Annotated in this window: 19 protein-coding genes; 1 reads left to right on the plus strand and 18 read right to left on the minus strand. The window is 39.8% G+C overall.

All coding sequences use genetic code 11. The features are described from left to right. Positions 1-4: 4 nt before the first annotated feature. The gene (locus tag IWB18_RS01205; protein WP_195681762.1) at positions 5-550 is read right to left on the minus strand and encodes a DJ-1 family glyoxalase III; all 546 of its coding nucleotides are present in this window, start codon (positions 548-550) and stop codon (positions 5-7) included. Between the two features lie 120 nt (positions 551-670). Here IWB18_RS01205 and malQ point away from each other — a divergent pair, with 120 nt between their 5' ends. Beyond that, on the plus strand, positions 671-2,155 hold the full coding sequence (gene malQ, locus IWB18_RS01210) for a 4-alpha-glucanotransferase (protein WP_195681763.1): 1,485 nt from the start codon (positions 671-673) through the stop codon (positions 2,153-2,155). A gap of 17 nt (positions 2,156-2,172) precedes the next feature. On the opposite strand, the gene pulA is transcribed toward malQ, so the two are convergent. The 17 genes from pulA to IWB18_RS01295 form a co-directional block, all read right to left on the minus strand. After that, positions 2,173-4,122, minus strand: a complete 1,950-nt coding sequence (gene pulA, locus IWB18_RS01215) for a type I pullulanase (protein WP_195681764.1) — start codon at positions 4,120-4,122, stop codon at positions 2,173-2,175. A gap of 4 nt (positions 4,123-4,126) precedes the next feature. After that, the gene (locus IWB18_RS01220) at positions 4,127-6,556 is read right to left on the minus strand and encodes a glycogen/starch/alpha-glucan phosphorylase (RefSeq protein WP_195681765.1); all 2,430 of its coding nucleotides are present in this window, start codon (positions 6,554-6,556) and stop codon (positions 4,127-4,129) included. Between the two features lie 17 nt (positions 6,557-6,573). After that, positions 6,574-8,007: a glycogen synthase GlgA gene (gene glgA / locus IWB18_RS01225; protein WP_195681766.1), complete on the minus strand. Its 1,434-nt coding sequence runs from the start codon at positions 8,005-8,007 to the stop codon at positions 6,574-6,576. Next, positions 8,004-9,137, minus strand: coding sequence for a glucose-1-phosphate adenylyltransferase subunit GlgD (glgD, locus tag IWB18_RS01230; RefSeq protein WP_195681767.1), 1,134 nt, complete (start codon positions 9,135-9,137; stop codon positions 8,004-8,006). Before glgD ends, glgA begins: the two co-directional genes overlap by 4 nt. A gap of 12 nt (positions 9,138-9,149) precedes the next feature. Then, the gene (locus IWB18_RS01235) at positions 9,150-10,286 is read right to left on the minus strand and encodes a glucose-1-phosphate adenylyltransferase (RefSeq protein WP_195681768.1); all 1,137 of its coding nucleotides are present in this window, start codon (positions 10,284-10,286) and stop codon (positions 9,150-9,152) included. Between the two features lie 32 nt (positions 10,287-10,318). Continuing rightward, on the minus strand, positions 10,319-12,217 hold the full coding sequence (gene glgB / locus IWB18_RS01240; protein ID WP_195681769.1) for a 1,4-alpha-glucan branching protein GlgB: 1,899 nt from the start codon (positions 12,215-12,217) through the stop codon (positions 10,319-10,321). A 172-nt stretch (positions 12,218-12,389) separates the two neighbouring features. After that, positions 12,390-12,872 carry a CD1247 N-terminal domain-containing protein gene (locus IWB18_RS01245; protein ID WP_195681770.1) on the minus strand — a complete coding sequence of 161 codons (483 nt, stop codon included), beginning with the start codon at positions 12,870-12,872 and terminating at the stop codon, positions 12,390-12,392. Positions 12,873-12,929: 57 nt separating this feature from the next. Continuing rightward, positions 12,930-13,487: an elongation factor P gene (gene efp / locus IWB18_RS01250; RefSeq protein WP_195681771.1), complete on the minus strand. Its 558-nt coding sequence runs from the start codon at positions 13,485-13,487 to the stop codon at positions 12,930-12,932. Positions 13,488-13,630: 143 nt separating this feature from the next. Next, a complete protein-coding gene (locus IWB18_RS01255) occupies positions 13,631-14,314 on the minus strand; it encodes a hypothetical protein (protein ID WP_195681772.1) in 684 nt (227 codons plus the stop codon). Continuing rightward, positions 14,311-14,844, minus strand: a complete 534-nt coding sequence (locus IWB18_RS01260; protein ID WP_195681773.1) for a PilN domain-containing protein — start codon at positions 14,842-14,844, stop codon at positions 14,311-14,313. The genes IWB18_RS01255 and IWB18_RS01260 overlap by 4 nt, the downstream gene beginning before the upstream one ends. Positions 14,845-14,846: 2 nt before the next feature. After that, positions 14,847-15,935, minus strand: a complete 1,089-nt coding sequence (pilM, locus tag IWB18_RS01265) for a pilus assembly protein PilM (RefSeq protein WP_195681774.1) — start codon at positions 15,933-15,935, stop codon at positions 14,847-14,849. A gap of 24 nt (positions 15,936-15,959) precedes the next feature. Further along, complete coding sequence (locus tag IWB18_RS01270; RefSeq protein WP_195681775.1) at positions 15,960-17,039, minus strand: PilX N-terminal domain-containing pilus assembly protein; 1,080 nt, start codon at positions 17,037-17,039, stop codon at positions 15,960-15,962. Further along, entirely contained in the window at positions 17,032-17,520 is a 489-nt protein-coding gene (locus IWB18_RS01275; protein WP_195681776.1) for a hypothetical protein, read from the minus strand. Before IWB18_RS01275 ends, IWB18_RS01270 begins: the two co-directional genes overlap by 8 nt. Next, the gene (locus IWB18_RS01280) at positions 17,513-17,893 is read right to left on the minus strand and encodes a hypothetical protein (RefSeq protein WP_195681777.1); all 381 of its coding nucleotides are present in this window, start codon (positions 17,891-17,893) and stop codon (positions 17,513-17,515) included. The genes IWB18_RS01275 and IWB18_RS01280 overlap by 8 nt, the downstream gene beginning before the upstream one ends. Before the next feature lie 2 nt (positions 17,894-17,895). Beyond that, entirely contained in the window at positions 17,896-18,348 is a 453-nt protein-coding gene (locus IWB18_RS01285; RefSeq protein WP_195681778.1) for a type II secretion system protein, read from the minus strand. After that, a complete protein-coding gene (locus IWB18_RS01290) occupies positions 18,345-19,103 on the minus strand; it encodes a prepilin peptidase (protein ID WP_195681779.1) in 759 nt (252 codons plus the stop codon). Before IWB18_RS01290 ends, IWB18_RS01285 begins: the two co-directional genes overlap by 4 nt. Positions 19,104-19,270: 167 nt before the next feature. Then, a complete protein-coding gene (locus tag IWB18_RS01295) occupies positions 19,271-19,573 on the minus strand; it encodes a DUF5658 family protein (RefSeq protein WP_195681780.1) in 303 nt (100 codons plus the stop codon). Between the last annotated feature and the right edge of the window lie 9 nt (positions 19,574-19,582).

Consider the following 19,582-nt stretch of genomic DNA (forward strand, 5'->3'; position numbering starts at 1 on the left):
TTTATTAATCAGCGATCATACTTTCTCTCAATGAATCAGCAGCTTCGTGATCTTTTAACAGTTCAACTATTTTCAAGGCAAAATCAATTGCAGCACCTGCACCTTTGCCGGTAACGAAATGAGACGAGACTACAACTTTTTCGTCAGCCAATATGGCTCCTTCAAGGGTGTGTTCAAATCCGGGATAACATGTGGCAAATTGCCCCTTTAAAAGTCCAAGTTCTCCAAGGATTTTTGGAGCTGCACAAATGGCACCGATCCACTTTTTCATTTCGTTTTGTCGGAGCAAAAGCCGCTTTAAACCGTCATGATTTCCCAAATTCAACGTACCCGGCATTCCGCCCGGTAAAACAAGAATATCTGCATCATCGAAGCTTTGACCATTAAATAGAACGTCAGCTGTTACTATGATGTTGTGACTGCCCCTGACATCGTAATTATCGCTTATTGACACCATTACCGTGTCGATACCAGCTCTTCTAAGTACGTCAACTGTTGCCAGAGCTTCTATCTCTTCAAATCCATCAGCTAAAAAAACTGCTGCTTCCATAATTTACACCTCTCTTCTTTATGTTTTTATTTTATAGTTTTATAATAAAAATTTCAAGTTCATAAACAAAGACAGGGATATGTGTTATTATTGAGTAAAATAAAATTAGTGGGAGATACAATGAAAAAGGAATCGGGAATAATACTACATATCGCATCACTTCCAAGCATTGAACCCATAGGCAACTTAGGTCAAGAGGCTAAAGAATTTATCGAATTTTTAAATAACAGCAGAATGGATATATGGCAGATCCTTCCTTTGAATCCAGTAGACAGGGTCTGGTCACCCTATTCCCCTGCTTCCGCTTTTGCCGGAGAGCCTCTCTACATAGACATCAAGTCCCTGGATGATTCAGCACTGGTTAGAGAATATTTGAATCAGATAGAAAAATCTCATAAAGGTGAAAATATTGACTACTCTTTGGCAACTTCCCTTAAAATTCCAATATTAAGAAAGTATTTTCAAAAAAGAAGGTTTGATCCGGAGTTTCAGTCTGAATTGACAAATTTTATGACCTACAACTCCTGGGTTGAAGATTATGGCCTTTTTACCGCACTTCAATCTTATTTTGATATGGATCCTTGGTGGAAATGGCCAGAAGAAATAAAGTTCAGAAACGGACTGGCTTTGGAAAATTACAAATTAAAGTTATCTGATGAAATTGACTTTTCGATATTTTTACAGTACATGTTTTTCAAACAGATGCAGGTGTTGAGAGAAAAAGCGAAAGAAAAAAATGTAAAGATCATCGGCGATATACCCATATACGTCCCATTAAACAGCGCAGACGTTTGGATAAATCCTCAACTTTTCATGCTTGACGACCAAATGCAACCACTATGGGTTTCAGGAGCTCCTCCCGATGGATTTTCCGAAGGCGGTCAGAAATGGGACACACCTGTGTATGATTGGCTTGAACACAAAAAAGAAAATTACGAATGGTGGAAAAATCGAATATCCAATGCCTTTAAACTTTACGACATACTAAGACTGGACCATTTTAGAGGTTTTGAAGCCTTTTGGGCTGTAAAGCCTGATGCTGAGGATGCCAGAGACGGCATTTGGATGAAGGGACCGGCTGAAGATTTTATAATCGAAATTAAAGAAAACTTCAATGACAACAGTTTTTTAGTTGAGGATTTGGGATTGATAACACCAGAAGTCCTGTCCATGAAGAAGGTTTTCGGATTTCCCGGCATGAAGGTTTTGCAATTTGCATTCGATTCAAATCCATTTAATCCTCACTTGCCTTTTGATGATAATAAAGCCGATGCGGTATATACCGGAACCCATGACAATCCTCCCCTTCCCTTGTGGGAAAAGGATTTAAATCAAATGGAGACGAACACGATTTTAGATTATCTTAGCGAGCATAAAATTGAGGTTAAAGGACTAAGCCTGTCCCAGGCCTTAATAAGGGCGGCTTTTAATGCCGATGCTCCCATGTCTATTATTCAATTTCAAGATCTTTTAGAACCGAAAAAGGGGCTTAGAATGAATATCCCAGGCACTACGGTCGGCAACTGGATATTTAAGGCAGATCCAAATGTAAACATGAAAGATTTGACTGAAATCATCATAAAATTAAAAGAACCCCGGGGATGAATCATCATCTCCGGGTATCATATTGTTTCGCAACTTTCAGCAATAATGAAGACATTTAAAGAATATCCCTCGATTTCTATTGCATGGGGGTTGATTAGTTTTTCCCCATCGTCATCTTCCACTATACCGTACATGTCGAATACTTTAGAGATGCAAAGATCTTTTTCAGTGTTTCCATATTTTTTTAATATATGATCCTTTACCAATCCCAATGTAAGAAGTTTTTTTACTTCACTGGAATTTATTGCTACAAATAAATACTTGTATGAATCACCGAGACCTTTTATTGTGTAGCCTACACAATGGCAATCTGAAGTGGTCAAATTGCAAAATTTCAAGTTATCCTTTATCTGTTGCGCAGAACTCAACCTGAACTCCGGGTATTTTTTTCTCATTCTAATTAAATCCTTGAAGTACTTGAAGAATTCATAGTTTCTTTCTTTCAATGACCAATCGATTCCGTTCACGCTCAAGGGCTCGTTGTAAGTATTATGCTTCATGTCCTTGCTCCTTAAAAATTCGTTTCCTGCGTGAACAAGGGGTATGCCCTGTGCTATGAAAAGAGAAGCGAAAGCCATCCTGTTGAGTCTGTCGATAAAATCGGAAGGTGCATTCATAAATACTTTTTTCATCTTGTCGTTCAATATCAAGTTGTCATGGGAATTGATAAAATTTATTGTTTCTTTGGGTTGAGCCGCAAAACCTATATGCCCTTCATTCAAATAAATGGAGCCGGCCAGTCCGGTAATGAAGTCTCTGGTATAATCGCAGTTTCCTTGAATAAATCCTCTAAGATCCCCGTTGTTGTCACCCTTTACACTGTTTCTGAATCCGTCATTCAATAATGCGAATTCCATATTTTGCTGTTTTCCCTTTGTCGTCTTTAAGTTGTCGGGCAAAACTGTTTCTCCGGCGGTCCAAGGTTCCCCGTAAATAAAGACATCACTTTTGACTTTTCTTAGTTCTGATACGATTTCCTTTACAGTTTCAACATCTATCAAAGCCATTAGATCAAATCTGAACCCGTCAATTTTGTATTCATCCATCCAATACTTCAGCGATTCGATTATGAATCTCTTGACCATGGGTCTCTCCGTTGCCAGTTCATTTCCACATCCGGAACCGTCGGAAAAAGTTCCATCTGATTTCATCCTGTAATAATATTCAGGTGCCAGCAAATTGAAGTTAGACGTTTCTCCTCTGTACGTATGATTGTAGACCACATCCATGATCACCTTGAATCCTTCTTCGTGCAGAGTCATGATCATTTTTTTCAACTCGTGTATCCTGTTGTAGGGATCTTCAGGCTTTGTGGAATAGGAGCCTTCAGGAACGTTGTAATGTTCCGGATCATATCCCCAGTTGTAATTGTCGTCGTTGTAAAAGTATTCGGGATTTTCGTTCACAGTAAGGAAATCAAAGATAGGCATCAGGTGAATGTGTGTTACACCCAGTTCCTTCAAATGGTCAATTCCTGTAGCAAAATTTTTAAATTTTGCACCCTTTTCGACCATACCTGCATATTTGCCTCTGTTTTTGACTCCGGATTTTTCACTCACTGTAAAGTCTTTTATATGGACTTCATAAATAATTGTGTCCATCACATCAGACGTACCTGAAATTTTGTGATCTCCCCATCCAACGGGATCGATTTTACCCGGGTCTATGGAATACGACCTTAAACTGTTTACGGATACACCAATTGAATAGGGATCTGTTATCTCAAAAGAATCGTTCAATATGTACGTATAAAACTTATCAAGATTTTCCATTCCCAGGATGACTTCATAAACTCCGTTTTCGTCCGCACTCATCCCATAGGTTTTCCTTTTCGGAGAAAGATGGTTTTCGTATAGTGCCAACTCTACCTTATTTGCTCCTGGAGCCCAAACTCTAAAATATAGTTTTTGATCTTCAATAAAGGACCCAAGCTTTTTATCAGTTGCCTTGTATTGAATCCAGCTCATGATATCAGTCCTTTCTTTCTGGGGCGCCTACTCCCCAAATTTCCTTTGCATATCTTTCTATCGTATAATCCGATGAAAATACTCCTGAACCGGCGGTATTTACAAGGGACATTTTGGACCAGTTTTGACTATCCTTGTACAATGTATTGATCCTCTTTTGAGCTGTTGCATACGAATCAAAATCGCCCAGTACGAAGAATTGATCCCCATGTTTGATAAGTGAGTCGTAAAGAGGTTGAAATTCGCCAAATGCATCTCCCAAATATCCATTTAGCAGTTTGTCCACTGTATTTTTGATCCGCTTATTTTCAGTGTAAATTTTGACTGGATCGTAATTTCTGTCTCTATAATAAGCATTTACCTCGTAATCATTAAGACCGAAGATAACTATGTTGTCGTCTCCTACCTCATCCCTTATTTCAATGTTGGCGCCATCCAATGTAGCCAGGGTGATTGCCCCATTCATCATGTACTTCATGTTGCTGGTACCGGAAGCTTCTTTGGTCGTAGTTGAAATCTGTTCGCTTACATTTGCCGCAGGGATCATAAGGGATGCCAGACTCACGTTGTAATTTTCGAGGAATACGACCTTTAACTTGTCCTTAATTGTCAAATCGTTGTTTACTATGTCCGCTACCCGATTGATAAGTTTTATTATTTCCTTTGCCAGGTAATATCCGGGAGCAGCCTTTCCGGCAAAAATGAAAGTCCTCGGCAATATGTCAAGATTCGGATTGTTCTTGAGCAGGTCGTACAGGTAAATAACATGCAGTATATTCAAGAATTGTCTTTTATACTCATGGATCCTCTTTGCATGGATATCAAATATGCTGTATGGATTGACTTTTATGCCTTTGGTGTCAAAAATGTACTTTGCCAATCTGATCTTATTGTTATGCTTTATGGATTCAACTTTGTTTAAAACTTGGCTGTCCTCGGTAAATTCCAACAGCTTTTTAAGTTCTATGGGATTTCTTTCAAAGCCCGTTCCAATTAGATCTCTGATTAAATCAGCCAAGCCTTTGTTGGCACTCAACAGCCAATGTCTATGAATTATTCCGTTTGTCTTGTTGTTGAACTTCTCGGGAAAAATTCTGTAAAAATGGTTCAATTCCCTGTCTTTGAGCAAGTCTGAATGCAATTTTGCAACCCCGTTTATACTGTGGGATCCTACTATTGCAAGATTTACCATGTGTATGGTATTGTGGCTTATAATGGAAAGCTTTTCTATATCGGTCAAAGATACAGCTTTTTCACCGTTTCTGATTTTGTTTAGAAATCTATTGTTGATTTCTTCGACGATCTGCCATACTCTGGGAAGCAGTTCCCGAAATAGATTGACATCCCACTTTTCCATGGCTTCCTGAAGTAATGTATGATTTGTGAATGCACAGGTTTTTACGGTTATCTCCCAGGCATCCTCCCATTCCAAACCGTGTTCATCCATCAGGACTCTCATAAGCTCGGGTATGGCCATTGCAGGGTGAGTGTCGTTTATGTGAATGGCAATATATTCATCCATGCTCTTTAGATCAATGCCATTTTTGACGGCATTTCTCACAACATCTTGGATCCCGGCACTTACCAGAAAATATTCCTGTTTGAGGCGCAATTTTTTACCTTCGTAGTAGCTGTCATCGGGGTATAAAACCTGGGAAATACTTTTAGTTTCGTCAATTTTATTAAATGCACCGCAAAGATTCCCCTTGGAAAATTCTTTCAGATCCAGGTCTTCAGGGCTTTCAGCTCCCCATAGTCTGAGGTTGTTAACATTCTGGTTCTTGTATCCTAAAACCGGAGTATCGTAGGGTATGGCGTAAACGACGTTGTAGTCTGCGTGTTTAAAGGTGTACTTGTCACCTTTTAAGATATAGTCTATCCTTCCGCCAAATCTTACTTCCAACTTTTCAGAATATCTTTTATGCTCCCAGATATTTCTGTCGACCAGCCAATTATCTGGAATTTCTTCCTGATATCCGTTTTTAATTCCCTGTCTGAACAGGCCTTTTTCGTACCTGATGCCATATCCGTGACCCGGCATACCGAGGGAACTGAGAGAATCCAGAAAAGCTGCCGCCAATCTTCCTAGGCCGCCGTTTCCAAGTCCCGGTTCCTCCTCGGCATCAAACAAGTCTCCCAGGCAAACGCCCTTTGATTCGAAAAACTCTTCGGCTAAGTCGAACAATCCCAAATACTCCAAGTTCTTTTTCATAAATTTACCCGTAAGAAACTCCATGGAAAAATAGTAAACGGATTTTTCACTGCTGGCATTTTGTTTTTTTCTGGTTTTGTGCCAAAGTTCACCGCTGTAAGACTTTATCAAATTTCCCAATGCGTAGTATTTTTCCTTGATGTCACTCTCCTCAAAGCCCTTTCCGGCAATTGCGTAAAGAGATTTTTCATATTCTTGGGCAAATGCTTCCTTTGTTGTCATTCTTTCACCTCATCATTTCACTTTTTGACTATACTCTTGTATAATTTCACATACTTTTTCGAAGACTCATTCCAATCAGTTTTTGATTTCATGGCCTTCTTTATCAGATTATTCCACTTGGCGTTGTCATTATATAACGCCAAAGCTTCTTTTATCTTAAATAACATATCGTGGGCGTTATAATTTTCAAAAGTAAATCCTGTACCTTCTTCAGTCTCGTAATTGTATGGGATAACCGTATCTTTAAGTCCTCCCACACTTCTTACAACAGGTATTGTACCATATCTCATAGCAATAAGCTGACTTATTCCACAGGGCTCAAACTTTGAAGGCATCAAAAAAATATCGGAAGCCGCATATATGCCGTGTGCTTCTTGCTCGTTGAAGTACAATCCGGCGTAAACCTTTTGAGGGTATTTATGGGAAAAATATTTAAACATGTCTTCATAGCGCTTGTCGCCTGTGCCTAGTACAACGAATTGAATATCTTCCTGCATCAACTCTTCAAATATGTGAGCTACCAGATCCAGACCTTTCATATCCACCAGTCTGGTTACCATTGATACCATTGGGATATCGCTGTCTTCCGGCAATCCAAATTTTTTCTGCAATCCTATCTTATTCTCTTTTTTTCTCTTTACAGATCTTAGATCATAATTTTTAAAAATATTCTTGTCCTTGCCCGGATTGAATTCTTCGTAATCTATGCCGTTTACTATTCCCGATAATTTCCCCTCGTGTTTTCTTATGATCCCATCCAGTTGCTCACCAAAATATTGTGTTTTTATCTCCTGTGCATAGTTTTCAGATACAGTCGTAAATGCGTCGGAATAAACTATTCCGCCCTTTAAAAAATTTATCTGATTGTAAAACTTGATACCGTCTTCGTGAAAATAGTTTTCACTGACTCCCATTATGTCTCCCAGCATTTCGGGATCGAACACGCCTTGATACTTCAAATTGTGAATTGTAAAAACGGTCTTTATATCATCAAACCACGAATCCCCCAGTGCGAAATCTTTCACATAAAGATTTACCAAGGCTGTATGCCAGTCGTTGGTGTGGATTACGTCAGGTTTAAAGTCGATAAATTTTCCAAGCAGAGTAACTGCCTTTGAAAACCAGGTGAATCTTTCGCCATCGTCAAAATATCCGTATATGCCGTCACGGTCAAAATAATATTCGTTGTCCAAAAAATAATGTATCACGCCTTCATATTCCATGGTCATGACCCCAACATATTGTTTTCTCCATCCAAGGTCTACATGAAATTCGGCAATCTTTTCCATGCTTTCAAAGTATTTGTTCTTTATAGATTTGTACATTGGTAAAACTACCCTTACATCGTTGTTGTTGCTTTTTAAAGCTCGAGGGTAAGATCCTGCAACATCTGCCAATCCACCGGTTTTAATAAAAGGAACCGCCTCTGAGGCGGTGTATAGAATATTCATATGATTTCCTCCCTGCTAAGAATCATTTCCTTTTCGACTACATAAGGAACGGTATGGTTTCCGATAATCTCAACACCATTTTCAACTGTGACCATTTTGTCCAGAATGGCATTTACAATGACTGCATTGTCTTCTATTTTTGTTTTTTGCATTATTATTGAATTTTTCACAATTGCATTTTTGCCGATCTTTACTCCCCTGAAGATAATGGAATTTTGAACGTTTCCATCTATGATGCATCCGTTTGCTATTATGGAGTTGGTGACTGTGGCATTTTCTTTGTAAAAAGTTGAGGGTTCATCTTGATTTTTTGTATAGACTATGCCAAATTGCGAAAATAATTCGCTGTATATGTCCTTGTCAAGCAAATTCATGTTGGCATCAAAGTAATTTTTAACGTTTCTGATAGATTCTATATGGCCCTCGTGTTCGTAGCAATTGAATTTGTATCTTTTAACGCTGTTCATCAAAGCTTCCTTTAAAAATCCTGCATTCCCTTTTTCTATGGCAGATCTGACTATTTTTAAATACACATCTTTTTTGATGAAAAGACTGCCTGCAAACAGATTGAACTCTTCTTCAGTTCCAAGATTGGTCCCGATGTTTTCCAGGGTACCGTCTTGAGAAATTGCAAGTTTGTCGCAGTTGATGAATCTTCCTCCTGGATCCTTGACCCTTTTGTAGATGACAGTTACGTCTGCATCTGACTCTTTGAAGCATTTGTATGCATCATTCATGTCTATTTTTAAAAGCATGTTGGTATCGCTGATAAAAATATTCTCTTCAGATGATCTTACAAAGAAAGATTCATTGCTGTGAAAGTGAAATATGTCTCCTACCGAAGTACGTTTTTCATCATCGTAAAGAGGTGGAAACACGAACAAACCGTTGAATCTTCTGTTTAAGTCCCAAGGCTTGCCGCTACCTATGTGATCCATTACGGAACGAATTTTAGTGCCTGTAAAAACACCTATGGTCGAGATGTCCTGATCCACCATATTTGAAAGAAAGAAATCTATCAAACGATAACGGCCACCAAAAGGCAACATTGCTGCAGCCCTTTTCTTGGTCAACGTTCCAAAGTTTTGATCAGTACAGCTAAAATCTATTACTCCCATACAATTATCCATTCTACTTCCCCCTTATTCCTTGATAATATCGTCAGCAGAAACCAGGTATACATTGTTGCTGTCTTTTTCGCCGATTTCCTGTCCGCTTTTTACCGTTACACCTTCCATGATCACGGCATTGCAAACCTTTGCCCCTTCTTCAATAACAGCATTGGATAATACCACACTGTTGTATACGCACGCATTTTTCTTGACTGCAACTTCACTGAAGAGTATTGATTTTTCAAGATGCCCTTCGATCACGCAACCCTCATTTACCAGAGAATTTTTGATTATTGACCCTTCCGAAACGTATTGAGGAGGTAAATTTTTGTTCTTTGTGTAAATTCTCCAACTTCTATCGTACAGGTTCAACTGATTGTCGTCAGATAGAAGATCCATGTTGGCTTCCCAATAACTTTTAATTGTGCCGACATCCTTCCAATATCCTTCAAAGGTGTATGCATACATTCCCAGACCGTCTCCCAACATGGCGGGAATTATGTCTTTTCCAAAATCATTGGAGGAATCTTCTTTTTTGATATCTTCAAGCAGGTATTCTCTAAGAACTTTCCAGTTGAATATGTAAATTCCCATGGATGCCAGGTTACTTTTAGGCACTTCCGGCTTTTCAGCAAATTCTGTGATCCTTCCCAATTTGTCAGCAGCCATAATACCGAATCTTGAGGCTTCATCCCACGGAACTTCGATTACGGATATGGTTGCATGGGCCTTTTTCTCTATGTGATATTCCAGCATTTTCTTGTAGTCCATCTTATAGATATGATCGCCGGATAAAACTAAAACGTAATCGGGATCCACATGGTCGATAAAACTCATGTTTTCAAAAATCGCATTTGCAGTTCCCTTGTACCATCGTCCACCTATTTCATTGGTGTAGGGTGATAGTATTCTTAAGCCGCCGGTATTTCTATCAAAATCCCAATGAGACCCGATCCCTATGTGTTCATTCAATTGGAAGGGTTTATACTGGGTAAGTATGCCTATATCCGATATGCCGGAATTGGCTGCATTGCTTAAAGGAAAATCGATGATCCTGTATTTCCCACCGAAAGGCACTGCCGGTTTAGCCAAATCTTTAGTAAGTGTTTTCAGTCTGGTACCTTGACCTCCAGCCAATAACATAGCCAGCACTTTTTCTTTTTTCATGTTGAAGCCCTCCTTCTGAAATATATGTGCATTTACTTTTTCTTGAGAACTATTCCACCCAGAGCCGGAATATCCACTCTAAGGGAGAGTGGCCTCCCATGGTGACTTTCTTTACTGGTCTTGTACATTTTTATCCTTGGAAGATTTCCACCGTACTTCATCTTGTCCGTATTGAATACGGTCTTGTAGGTTCCGGCTTCTTCAACACCTATGGGATATATTTTTCTTTCTATAGGGGTGAAGTTGAGTGCAACGATAACCTTGTCCCCGGATTTATCCAACCTTTCGTAAACCAAAATGCTTTCAGCATGATTCTCATGTTCTATCCATTCGAATCCGTCAAAACTGGTATCCAGTTCATACAAGGACTTTTCGGATGTATAGAATTTATTTAATTCAGAAAAGTACTGCTTCATCTTTGAATGCATTTCATAATCTAAAAGGAACCAATCCAACTCCTGCCACTCGTTCCATTCGATGAATTGGCCGAATTCACCACCCATGAACACAAGCTTTTTCCCGGGATGGGTAAACATATAAAGATACAACAGCCTTAAGTTGGCAAATTTTTCATCGTATGTACCGGGCATTTTATCAAGCAACGATCTTTTCCCGTGGGCGACTTCATCGTGGCTCAAAGGCAATACGAAATTTTCCGAGAAAGCATATGTAATGGAAAAAGTCAGGGCATTCTGATTTCCGCATCTAAAATACGGGTCTGTTTCCATGTACTTCAGGATATCGTTCATCCATCCCATGTTCCATTTGAAATTAAATCCCAACCCCCCGTTGGAAACAGGGCCTGTGACCATTGGCCATGCAGTTGATTCTTCAGCTATCATCAGTGTCCCGGGGTAATGTTCAAATATCACGGTATTCAACTTTCTTATAAATTCAATCGCTTCAAAATTTTCGTATCCGCCCTGGTCATTTTTAACATCATCTCCGGTAAAGTTAAGATAGAGCATGTAGGCTACAGCATCTATGCGCAAACCGTCGATATGATAGTATTCATGCCAGTACATTGCATTTGAGATCAGAAAACTTGAAACTTCCGGCTTGGAAAAATCGAAATTTGAAGTCCCCCATTGTACATTGTCGGCTTTTTGATTATTTGATGATTCGAAACATGCCGTTCCATCAAACATTCTCAGACCATGTTCATCTCTGCAAAAATGTGCCGGAGCCCAATCCAGAATGACACCAATGCCGTTTTGGTGCATGTGGTCTACAAAGTACATAAAATCCTTTGGATTTCCAAATCTGCTGGTTGGTGCAAAGTATCCTGTGGTCTGATACCCCCACGAACCGTCAAATGGGTGCTCCATAACCGGCATAAGCTCTATATGCGTGAATCCCATTTTTTTTACGTAAGTGGCCAGTTTAACAGCCAGCTCCCTGTAGGAAAACGGACTTTCGTCTTCTTTTCTCATCCATGACATCAAGTTCACTTCGTATATCGTCATGGCCCTATCGTATGGTTTGGCCTTGTCCCTCGCTTTTGTCCATTGCTTGTCAGACCATTTGTAATTCTTTATGTCAAAATACCTGGAAGCAGTCAATGGCCTTTCTTCAAAGTGGTATCCATAGGGGTCAGACTTGAATATGACATTACTATCCTGAGAGATTATTCTGTACTTGTATCTGTCATATTCCTGTACTCCTTTGATACATACCTCCCACAGACCGCTGCTGTGCACCCTTTGCATAGGGTAATCTTCATCATTCCAGTCGTTAAAATCACCGACAACGAATACCTGACTTGCTCTGGGAGCCCATACTACGAATCTTACGTCTCCTTTGTAGGGGTGTGAACCTAGAAATTCATGACTTCGATAAAAGGTTCCTTCGTGAAACAAATGGGCATCGAAAGCTCCAACGTTGCTGTAATAAAATTTTTTTTCTGAACGGATTTCTTCTTTGGGGACCATGAGATACCTCCGAAACTTTTTTTGAGTGCAATGTATTGGAATGCGGAAAACTGAAATTAGTTATTTATGGATTTATACCCTTTAAAACTTGATTAAAACCAAATGGGGGCATTAACAGAAATTTGACAAAAAATAAAAACCCGATATCAAAATCGATACCGGGTTCAACAGGTTATATTTCTTCGTCCTCTTCAGGAAGCTCTCCACAAGAGCACTCATCATCGTCACATTCACACATAAGGTCCATGATATCCAGCACATAACCGCATTCAGGGCATTCTATCTGGAAATCTTCATCTTCCATATCGTCAAAGTCTGTGATAAACTCATTTCCACAGTTTGGACATTCGATTTCGTATATGTCTTCGTCGTCCAGGTAATCCTCGTCGTCCTCATCCTCATCCTCATCATATTCATCGTCAAGGATGTCCAGGTCGTAAAGCTCGTCTTCGACTTCCATCAAATCCTCGTCTACAAGTTCAACGTAATCCTCAAGATCGTCGTAAGCGTCTGTGAGACCTTCCACAGCATCGGTCAAATCCTCAAGAATATCGATTATCTTGACAAACAACTTTCCTTCTTTTGTGGTTTCGTCGATTTCCATTCCGTCACATAGTCCTTTTAAGTAAGATACCTTTTCATTAATGTAGTCCATCACGCAAACCTCCTTTTGTTTATTATACCTTATTACAAAAATTATTGCATCAACAGGTTACACTCTTTCCATGTACTCTCCAGTTCGGGTATCGATCCTCAAAACATCGCCGATCTCAACGAACAAGGGCACATTTATGATTGCACCAGTCTCAACCTTGGCAGGTTTATTTGCACCAGTTGCAGTGTCGCCTTTAAAGCCCGGATCAGTTTCGATAACTTCCAGTTCAACGAAGAACGGAGCTTCCACCGAAAAAGCCTGTCCTTTTATGAATTTGATCGTTGCAGTCATGTTCTCTTTAAGATACTGCATGGCATCTTCAACTTGATCGTAATTCAAAGGAATCTGTTCAAATGTTTCCTGATCCATAAAATAGTATAGATTTCCGTCATTGTAAAGGTATTGCATTTCCTTTGTCTCGATGTGAGCTTTGGGGAATTTTTCAGATGGGTTGAAAGTTCTTTCAACTACACTGCCAGTTTTTACGTTTTTGATTTTCGCTCTGACGAAAGCAGCTCCCTTGCCGGGTTTAACGTGCTGAAAATCGATAATAACGAAAACCTCGTTATCCATTTCAAAAGTGACGCCTTTTCTAAAATCTCCTGCCGAAATCATAATATCCCTCCGTATAAAAGTTGCATATAATATCTAACTAATATTATCATAAATCCTGACTATTTACCATAAAAAACCTGAACTGGGACAAAGTTAAAACCGCCGGTCCAAGTACCGGCGGCATTGGTGCTTATTATTCAAGATCATTCTTGTTCGACATCTGTATCAGTTCCTTCAGTTTCATCAACAGCTGGTTGAGCTCCTAAAGTGAAAGGATCGTTTCTTCCGAATGTCTTGCCCTGAAGAAAATCGTATTCCTCAGCTTCAGAATAGCTTTCTCCATCTTCAAGGAAAGCGTAGGATTTCAATTTGACTGCTGCTCTGATCCCGTCATCGGTGGCTTCATATGTTATGGCTTCCACAGACAATTTTCTTTCATTTTCATACACAAGCCCAATAAATTTATCAAGGTCTGAATAAGTGCCAATCATGTTTGCCTGAATTCCTATTTCATTCATTGCAACTCCTTCAAATCCGGCATCGTCACCTTTGGCAGGAACTCCAAAGTCGAATGAATCCAGTGCTACGGCCGAATTCTGGACTAAAGCCAGCATATCCAGATACAACAAGGGCAGATCAGCACCTCTCGGCACTACAAGATCCAGCTGAGCAGATTTCTCATCAACTTCCCTTTCCTGATTTTCAAGGTTGTTTCCTGCAGCAAGAATTTGAAGTTCTTCAAGAACTGCTTGCCTTTGTGCCAGGAAGTCCTTGTTTGCCTTGTACTCGTCATACTTTGGCAAAACCAGATAATTTATGTACAGAGCCCCTACGGCTACAATTACCAGCAGGGTAACCAATATGCGTTCTCTTCTGTTCATGCTCATTGCTGGTCACCTCCGTTGTAGGTAAATGCAATATCAAAAGCCAGAGTCTCATCTACGTTGACCGAATTTATCCAAACATTTTCCACGCCCTGGATTTGGGCAAGTTTGGCAGCCAGTTGCGCCACTTCATCTCTGCTTCCGGCAGTTCCGTTCAAGTGCATCTGTCCGCCTTCAGCCTCCTGACGGGTAAATTTGATGGTATCCGGCAATGTGGCTTCTACACTGCCTAAAAGATCGAAGAAATTGGTTTTTCCTTCATCCATGGTAGATACAACGCCTTCCCTGTGGGAAAGTTCTGCTTTCTTTTTATCAAGCAGGGTTTTTCTTGCCTGAACGTCAGCCAGTGCGGTAATTTCTGATTCCACCTGCTTTATATCGTTTGTCACCTGCATGTTCAAGTAATACATTCCGCCGTAAATAACCAGAAGCACTGCGAGAAAACCCAAGACCTTCAATATGAACATCGCTCGCTTTTGCTTGTTGTCCTTTTGCTGGTAGAGTTCGTCCGGTAGTAAGTTAATATCTCTCATGGCTATACCCTCCTTATGACTGCGCCTATGCTGTCAGCCAATAATGCGACATGGGATGGATTCCTGAGATTCTTGAATGTGACATTGTCCAAATCAAGGACCAATTCAACAGGAATGTTCACATATCTATGGATGTAGTCCGTAAATCCCGGGATGAGAGATCCTCCACCCACCAGATAGATCCTATCAAGCTTTTTCTGTTTTGACATGGAAATGAAAAATTCTATTATCTGGGATATTTCCATGGTGATGTCGTGGAAAACATTTGATATCTCATCGTAAAGTATGGATTCCACTTCATTCATGGAATTCTTTTTCAAAAATTCGAAATCGTTTGTATGCTTCCACTTCTCAGCTTCATCAAAAGGCAGATCAAGGGTTTCCGAAATGATATTGGTGATATCAAATCCTCCCTTGTGGAGAGTCCTGTGGAGAAACAATTTCTTGTCCTCAAGTATGGTGATGCCTGTCTTTTGATGTCCGAAATCGATAATGGCAATGTCTCCGCAATCCTCGCCAGCATCATTTTTGGGGCTGATGTTCGGATTATTGCCTGTAAACAGTTTGATCTCGGCATTTGACTGCACGTCAACCACTGAAATCTTGCCGCCGTGCTTGTTGAAAAAATCAAGATAATCGTTTACTATCTTCTTGTTTACGGCGACTCCTTGAAGCTGGTTCATCTTTACTTCTTTTCCGTCTTCGCTGATCCTGTCGTATTCGTCGATTATGCTGGCATCCACAACGAAGTGGTCCAGGCTTTCAGGCAACAATACGGACATTTCATACTTGACGGCTTCTTTTAATTCCTTGGTTCCCATTTTGGGCATTTCAAAGGTTCGTAGTACAACTTCGCTGGAAGCAAGCAATAACCGGTTCTCGTTGCCCTTCATCCTTTTCAGGTGAGTAGACAGCATATTGACGACTGAATTGACGTCATTGAGCTTGCCGTCCTTGATGGCTCCCTGCGGAGTCCCGATGATTTCGTAGTCTTCCACATGAATACTTTTGTCCTTTACGGTAGCATACAGCACTTTCGTGCTCTTGCTGCCAAAGTCAAAAACCGTGATGTTGTTTTTATTGCCAAACATGTGCATCCCCCCTGCCACGCTTATTTATCCGACCTCTGTCAATTTCGATATACTGTAAATATAATTTCCGAAGTCCACGGATCCAAAATCAAATTCTAAATAATCCCTTAAACTTTCCAGATTATTGTAATCGTAATTGATTTCGAGATCGAGATGTTCTTCCATATGGGTTCCCATAAGTCCGACTGCACCGTTAATTGCGGTATTTGCCAGATCTACCATATCTGCATTGAAAACCATCAATACGCCGTCAAGCTTCAGATTGTCGATCCGGACACGATTGCATCCGTCAATGATCAACACACCATTGAATGTCGCATTGGTTATTTTCAGGTCGTCGATGGAATCAAAATAGAAAACATCACAACCCTTGTCGAAATAATTTTGGTCGAATATTGAAAAAGACATATTTTCTGTTACTTCTATTTTATCACCAAATTCAGAAATTAGTAAATTTTTATATTGATAAATTGAATTTACTAGAAATTTGGGTGTAACATCCCTTGAAACAGGATATTGACTTATGAAACTTTTTCCTATGCCTTCCTCTGTATATATATTTCCATTAACGTTAAGTTTTAAACTATTTGGGTCCCTAATATTTTTAATTTTTAAATTTCCATTTACAGCTACGCCTTCAGACTGCATCTGATCTCTTATTTTGGAGATGTCTCCGATCAACAATTCCGAATCGGAGTAGAGTGTGTACTTCAGGAGATTTGCGAAATTATTTTCGGGGACCTGCCTGTAGATGCGTCCCTCATAACTTCTCTCGATATTTGAATCTTTTACCTTGATCAATATTTTTTTTGTATCAGCTCCATCATCGAAGGTGGTTACACTGTAATAGCCTATGCCTTCGACATGGACCCAGTCTGTTTGAAGATTTTCACTCCAATCGTCTTTTGCATTCAAATAAGCTTCCGTTTTTCCGGCTTCAGCAAGTTTTTCCAGCTGAATGTGATCTCTGTAGTTCAAAATGGATTTGTGTTGCATCATGGACAGTGGCATCAAGGATATTACAAGCACTTCCAACAGTAAAATTATTATCAAAGTTAAAATCAGTATCCCGCCGTCTTTTTCCTTTAAACCAAACTTAATCAATTGTGTACACCGGACAATCCAATGAAAGAAATTTCTCTTGCGAAAAAGTCCTGCCGTTGAAGGTACTCTCAAGAAAAACCCGGATCCTGCCGTCAGGCAAACTTGTGATTTCAAAGTTCGAAAGGCTGTCTGCAAACTGAGAAGTCCCTCCGATACCTATGCTTCCAAGAGTTTCAGAGGTCTTGTACTTGTACACCATGTCCCCGGATAAAGCATAGTTATTGAAATAAGCATTAGATTCCATGTCCCTGAAATAAACTATATCGTTATAGACATAAACAAGGTCAGTATCTTTGATTTGCTTTTCAAGGACTGTCATCGGGTATCTGACCAAGTTTTCCGCCTCGATTTTACTGGTTATGGTCTCCAGCGAAAAAAACTGGGTCTTGATCATCGAACCTCCAACGCCAATGGCCATTACGACCAAACCCAGGCTTATTACCAGCTCTATGAGGGTGTAGCCCGCCTTTGAGTTATTCAAGATAAACCCTTGTATAAAGTCGGTCTTGTTCGTTGTAATCCTTTACCCGATAAGAAACATATATATCATATGCTCCCGGGTTTGCTGGTTTGGAAAAGATTTCGGCTTTGATTTCATTGCTGCTGTACTTCACATTTAAATATTCCATTGCCTCATCCGTCATCTCTGTAGATGCTTTATTTTTTATCTCATCCTTTATGGCCGCCATTGTTTCTTCACTTTGATGAATAAGAGCATAGCGATCCGTAGATGTTTTCAAAGTTCCCAAAGTCAGATTCAGGGCCGAGATGAAAACTACGGAAATCATGCCAATAATAAATAAAGATATGATGATTTCGATATACGTGGATCCAATACGTGATTTAAGATTCATTATCACCCTTCTTTCAGATAGATTCTCCCTGAGCCTATCTGTACCACGATGGTCTGTTTATCCCCTCCCTTGCTTGAAAATATTATCTGACCACCTTTGTTTACAGTTCCCACAGGATTGAATATTAGTGCGGAACCGGAATAGGTATTGGTGGTTACAGTCATGCCATGTTCAAAGTTTATCTTTTGGGTTTTTATTCCTTCGGGATCGAAGGTTTGAATATAGATGTAGTTTTTGAAAATGTAGATTTGCCTTTTTCGTCCGTCAAGGATGGCAGATTGTTTTTCTTCCTTGAAGGTTTGATAAACAGTTTTTACCTGGGTTTCAAAGTTGTACTTGTCCCTGATAGATGCAACTGCTTTTGAATTTATTGATCCAATGGAGATTAAAATTGCCAGAAGAGATATCGTAACGATCAGTTCAACCAAGGTAAAACCCCTTTTCCCCCGGTTCAAACAAGCATCCCCATGTACCATCCGATTATTCCAGCTCCAAAGTAAAAGGCTGTGACTGCTCCCAGAGCAATCCATGGACCGAACGGTATGGCGTCTTTTCTGCCTTTGATCTTTGTCACAAGCAGGAGTACGCCAAAAACACCTCCGTAAATAAAAGACAAAAATACAGTGAGTATTGAATTCCAGAATCCCAGATAAAGGCCAAGGGCAAACATCAATTTGACATCTCCCATTCCCATACCGGATCCTCCGGTAAGAAGAACAATAAGAAATAGAGGTGCAAATCCAATCAATGCTCCGAATATTGCATCCTTCCATGGAATGTATGATATGAAAAGGTTCGTTGCTACAAAAAATACGATAAGAAAAATATTCAGTTCATCGGGTATTATCTGATGATCCATGTCTATGAATGTCATGGCTATCAAAACAGCCATAAACCCAAAGGCTACAATAATGTACCAGTCAAGACCAAATTTTATGTACGTAAAAAGAAACACAATGCCCGTTAGAAGCTCTACAAGGGCATATCTTGGGGAAATATTCGTACTGCAATGTCTACACCTGCCTTTAAGGAAAAGCCAGCTAAAAATCGGAACAAGGTCTAAAGGCTTAAGCCTGGTGCCACAGGAAGGACAATGAGACGGTGGCTGTGCTATGGACTCCCCTTCGGGAATACGGTATATTACAACGTTTAGAAAACTGCCTATGGTTAGGCCAAGAAGAAAAAATACGAATTTAAAGTATAAGTCCATTTGACGTGTCCTTTCTTGTTAAAGTTCAAAGTATCAAGTTGAAAGTGGAAAGTATAAAGTGAAAAACATAAAGTTTAAAGCAGAAAATCGAATGCTTAATATTATAATATACCGTAAATCAAAAAAATCCTTTTTAAAAAAGGAAAAAATATCCTCGCAAGCACTGCTTATACGATGAAAATTCGAAAATAAACCATCAGCAAAAAATAGCCGATAAAGGGCAACCAGACGAATCTTATCAATTTATCGCCAATTCGATTACGCATGAGCCACACCAGTATCAATAACAGTGGAACCAGTACAAGCTTGACCAGTGGAAATTCATAAGTCCCTATCAACGGCGAAAGGATCGGATTGGCTTCCTTGTAGCCCTTGTCAAGAGCGTCCAGGGTAAGAAAATAGTCGGTCTTGTTAAAAGCAGCGATGCCAACAAGCAGCAGCCAAAGAAGCCTTTCCTGATTTCTCGTCATGAGAAACAC

The sequence above is a fragment of the Alkalibacter mobilis genome (genome assembly GCF_015594845.1).
Lineage (GTDB): Bacteria > Bacillota > Clostridia > Eubacteriales > Alkalibacteraceae > Alkalibacter > Alkalibacter mobilis.

Excerpts from the sequence above, each read along its gene's own strand:
- glgD (WP_195681767.1), bottom strand. The coding sequence starts at position 9,137 with ATGGATAATTGTATGGGAGTAATAGATTTTAGCTGTACTGATCAAAAC.
- IWB18_RS01260 (WP_195681773.1), bottom strand. The coding sequence starts at position 14,844 with ATGAGAGATATTAACTTACTACCGGACGAACTCTACCAGCAAAAGGAC.
- IWB18_RS01255 (WP_195681772.1), bottom strand. The coding sequence starts at position 14,314 with ATGAGCATGAACAGAAGAGAACGCATATTGGTTACCCTGCTGGTAATT.
- pulA (WP_195681764.1), bottom strand. The coding sequence starts at position 4,122 with ATGAGCTGGATTCAATACAAGGCAACTGATAAAAAGCTTGGGTCCTTT.
- IWB18_RS01220 (WP_195681765.1), bottom strand. The coding sequence starts at position 6,556 with ATGACAACAAAGGAAGCATTTGCCCAAGAATATGAAAAATCTCTTTAC.
- IWB18_RS01280 (WP_195681777.1), bottom strand. The coding sequence starts at position 17,893 with ATGAATCTTAAATCACGTATTGGATCCACGTATATCGAAATCATCATA.
- efp (WP_195681771.1), bottom strand. The coding sequence starts at position 13,487 with ATGATTTCGGCAGGAGATTTTAGAAAAGGCGTCACTTTTGAAATGGAT.
- glgA (WP_195681766.1), bottom strand. The coding sequence starts at position 8,007 with ATGAATATTCTATACACCGCCTCAGAGGCGGTTCCTTTTATTAAAACC.
- glgB (WP_195681769.1), bottom strand. The coding sequence starts at position 12,217 with ATGGTCCCCAAAGAAGAAATCCGTTCAGAAAAAAAATTTTATTACAGC.
- IWB18_RS01290 (WP_195681779.1), bottom strand. The coding sequence starts at position 19,103 with ATGGACTTATACTTTAAATTCGTATTTTTTCTTCTTGGCCTAACCATA.
- IWB18_RS01235 (WP_195681768.1), bottom strand. The coding sequence starts at position 10,286 with ATGAAAAAAGAAAAAGTGCTGGCTATGTTATTGGCTGGAGGTCAAGGT.
- IWB18_RS01295 (WP_195681780.1), bottom strand. The coding sequence starts at position 19,573 with ATGACGAGAAATCAGGAAAGGCTTCTTTGGCTGCTGCTTGTTGGCATC.
- pilM (WP_195681774.1), bottom strand. The coding sequence starts at position 15,935 with ATGTTTGGCAATAAAAACAACATCACGGTTTTTGACTTTGGCAGCAAG.
- IWB18_RS01205 (WP_195681762.1), bottom strand. The coding sequence starts at position 550 with ATGGAAGCAGCAGTTTTTTTAGCTGATGGATTTGAAGAGATAGAAGCT.
- IWB18_RS01245 (WP_195681770.1), bottom strand. The coding sequence starts at position 12,872 with ATGGACTACATTAATGAAAAGGTATCTTACTTAAAAGGACTATGTGAC.
- malQ (WP_195681763.1), top strand. The coding sequence starts at position 671 with ATGAAAAAGGAATCGGGAATAATACTACATATCGCATCACTTCCAAGC.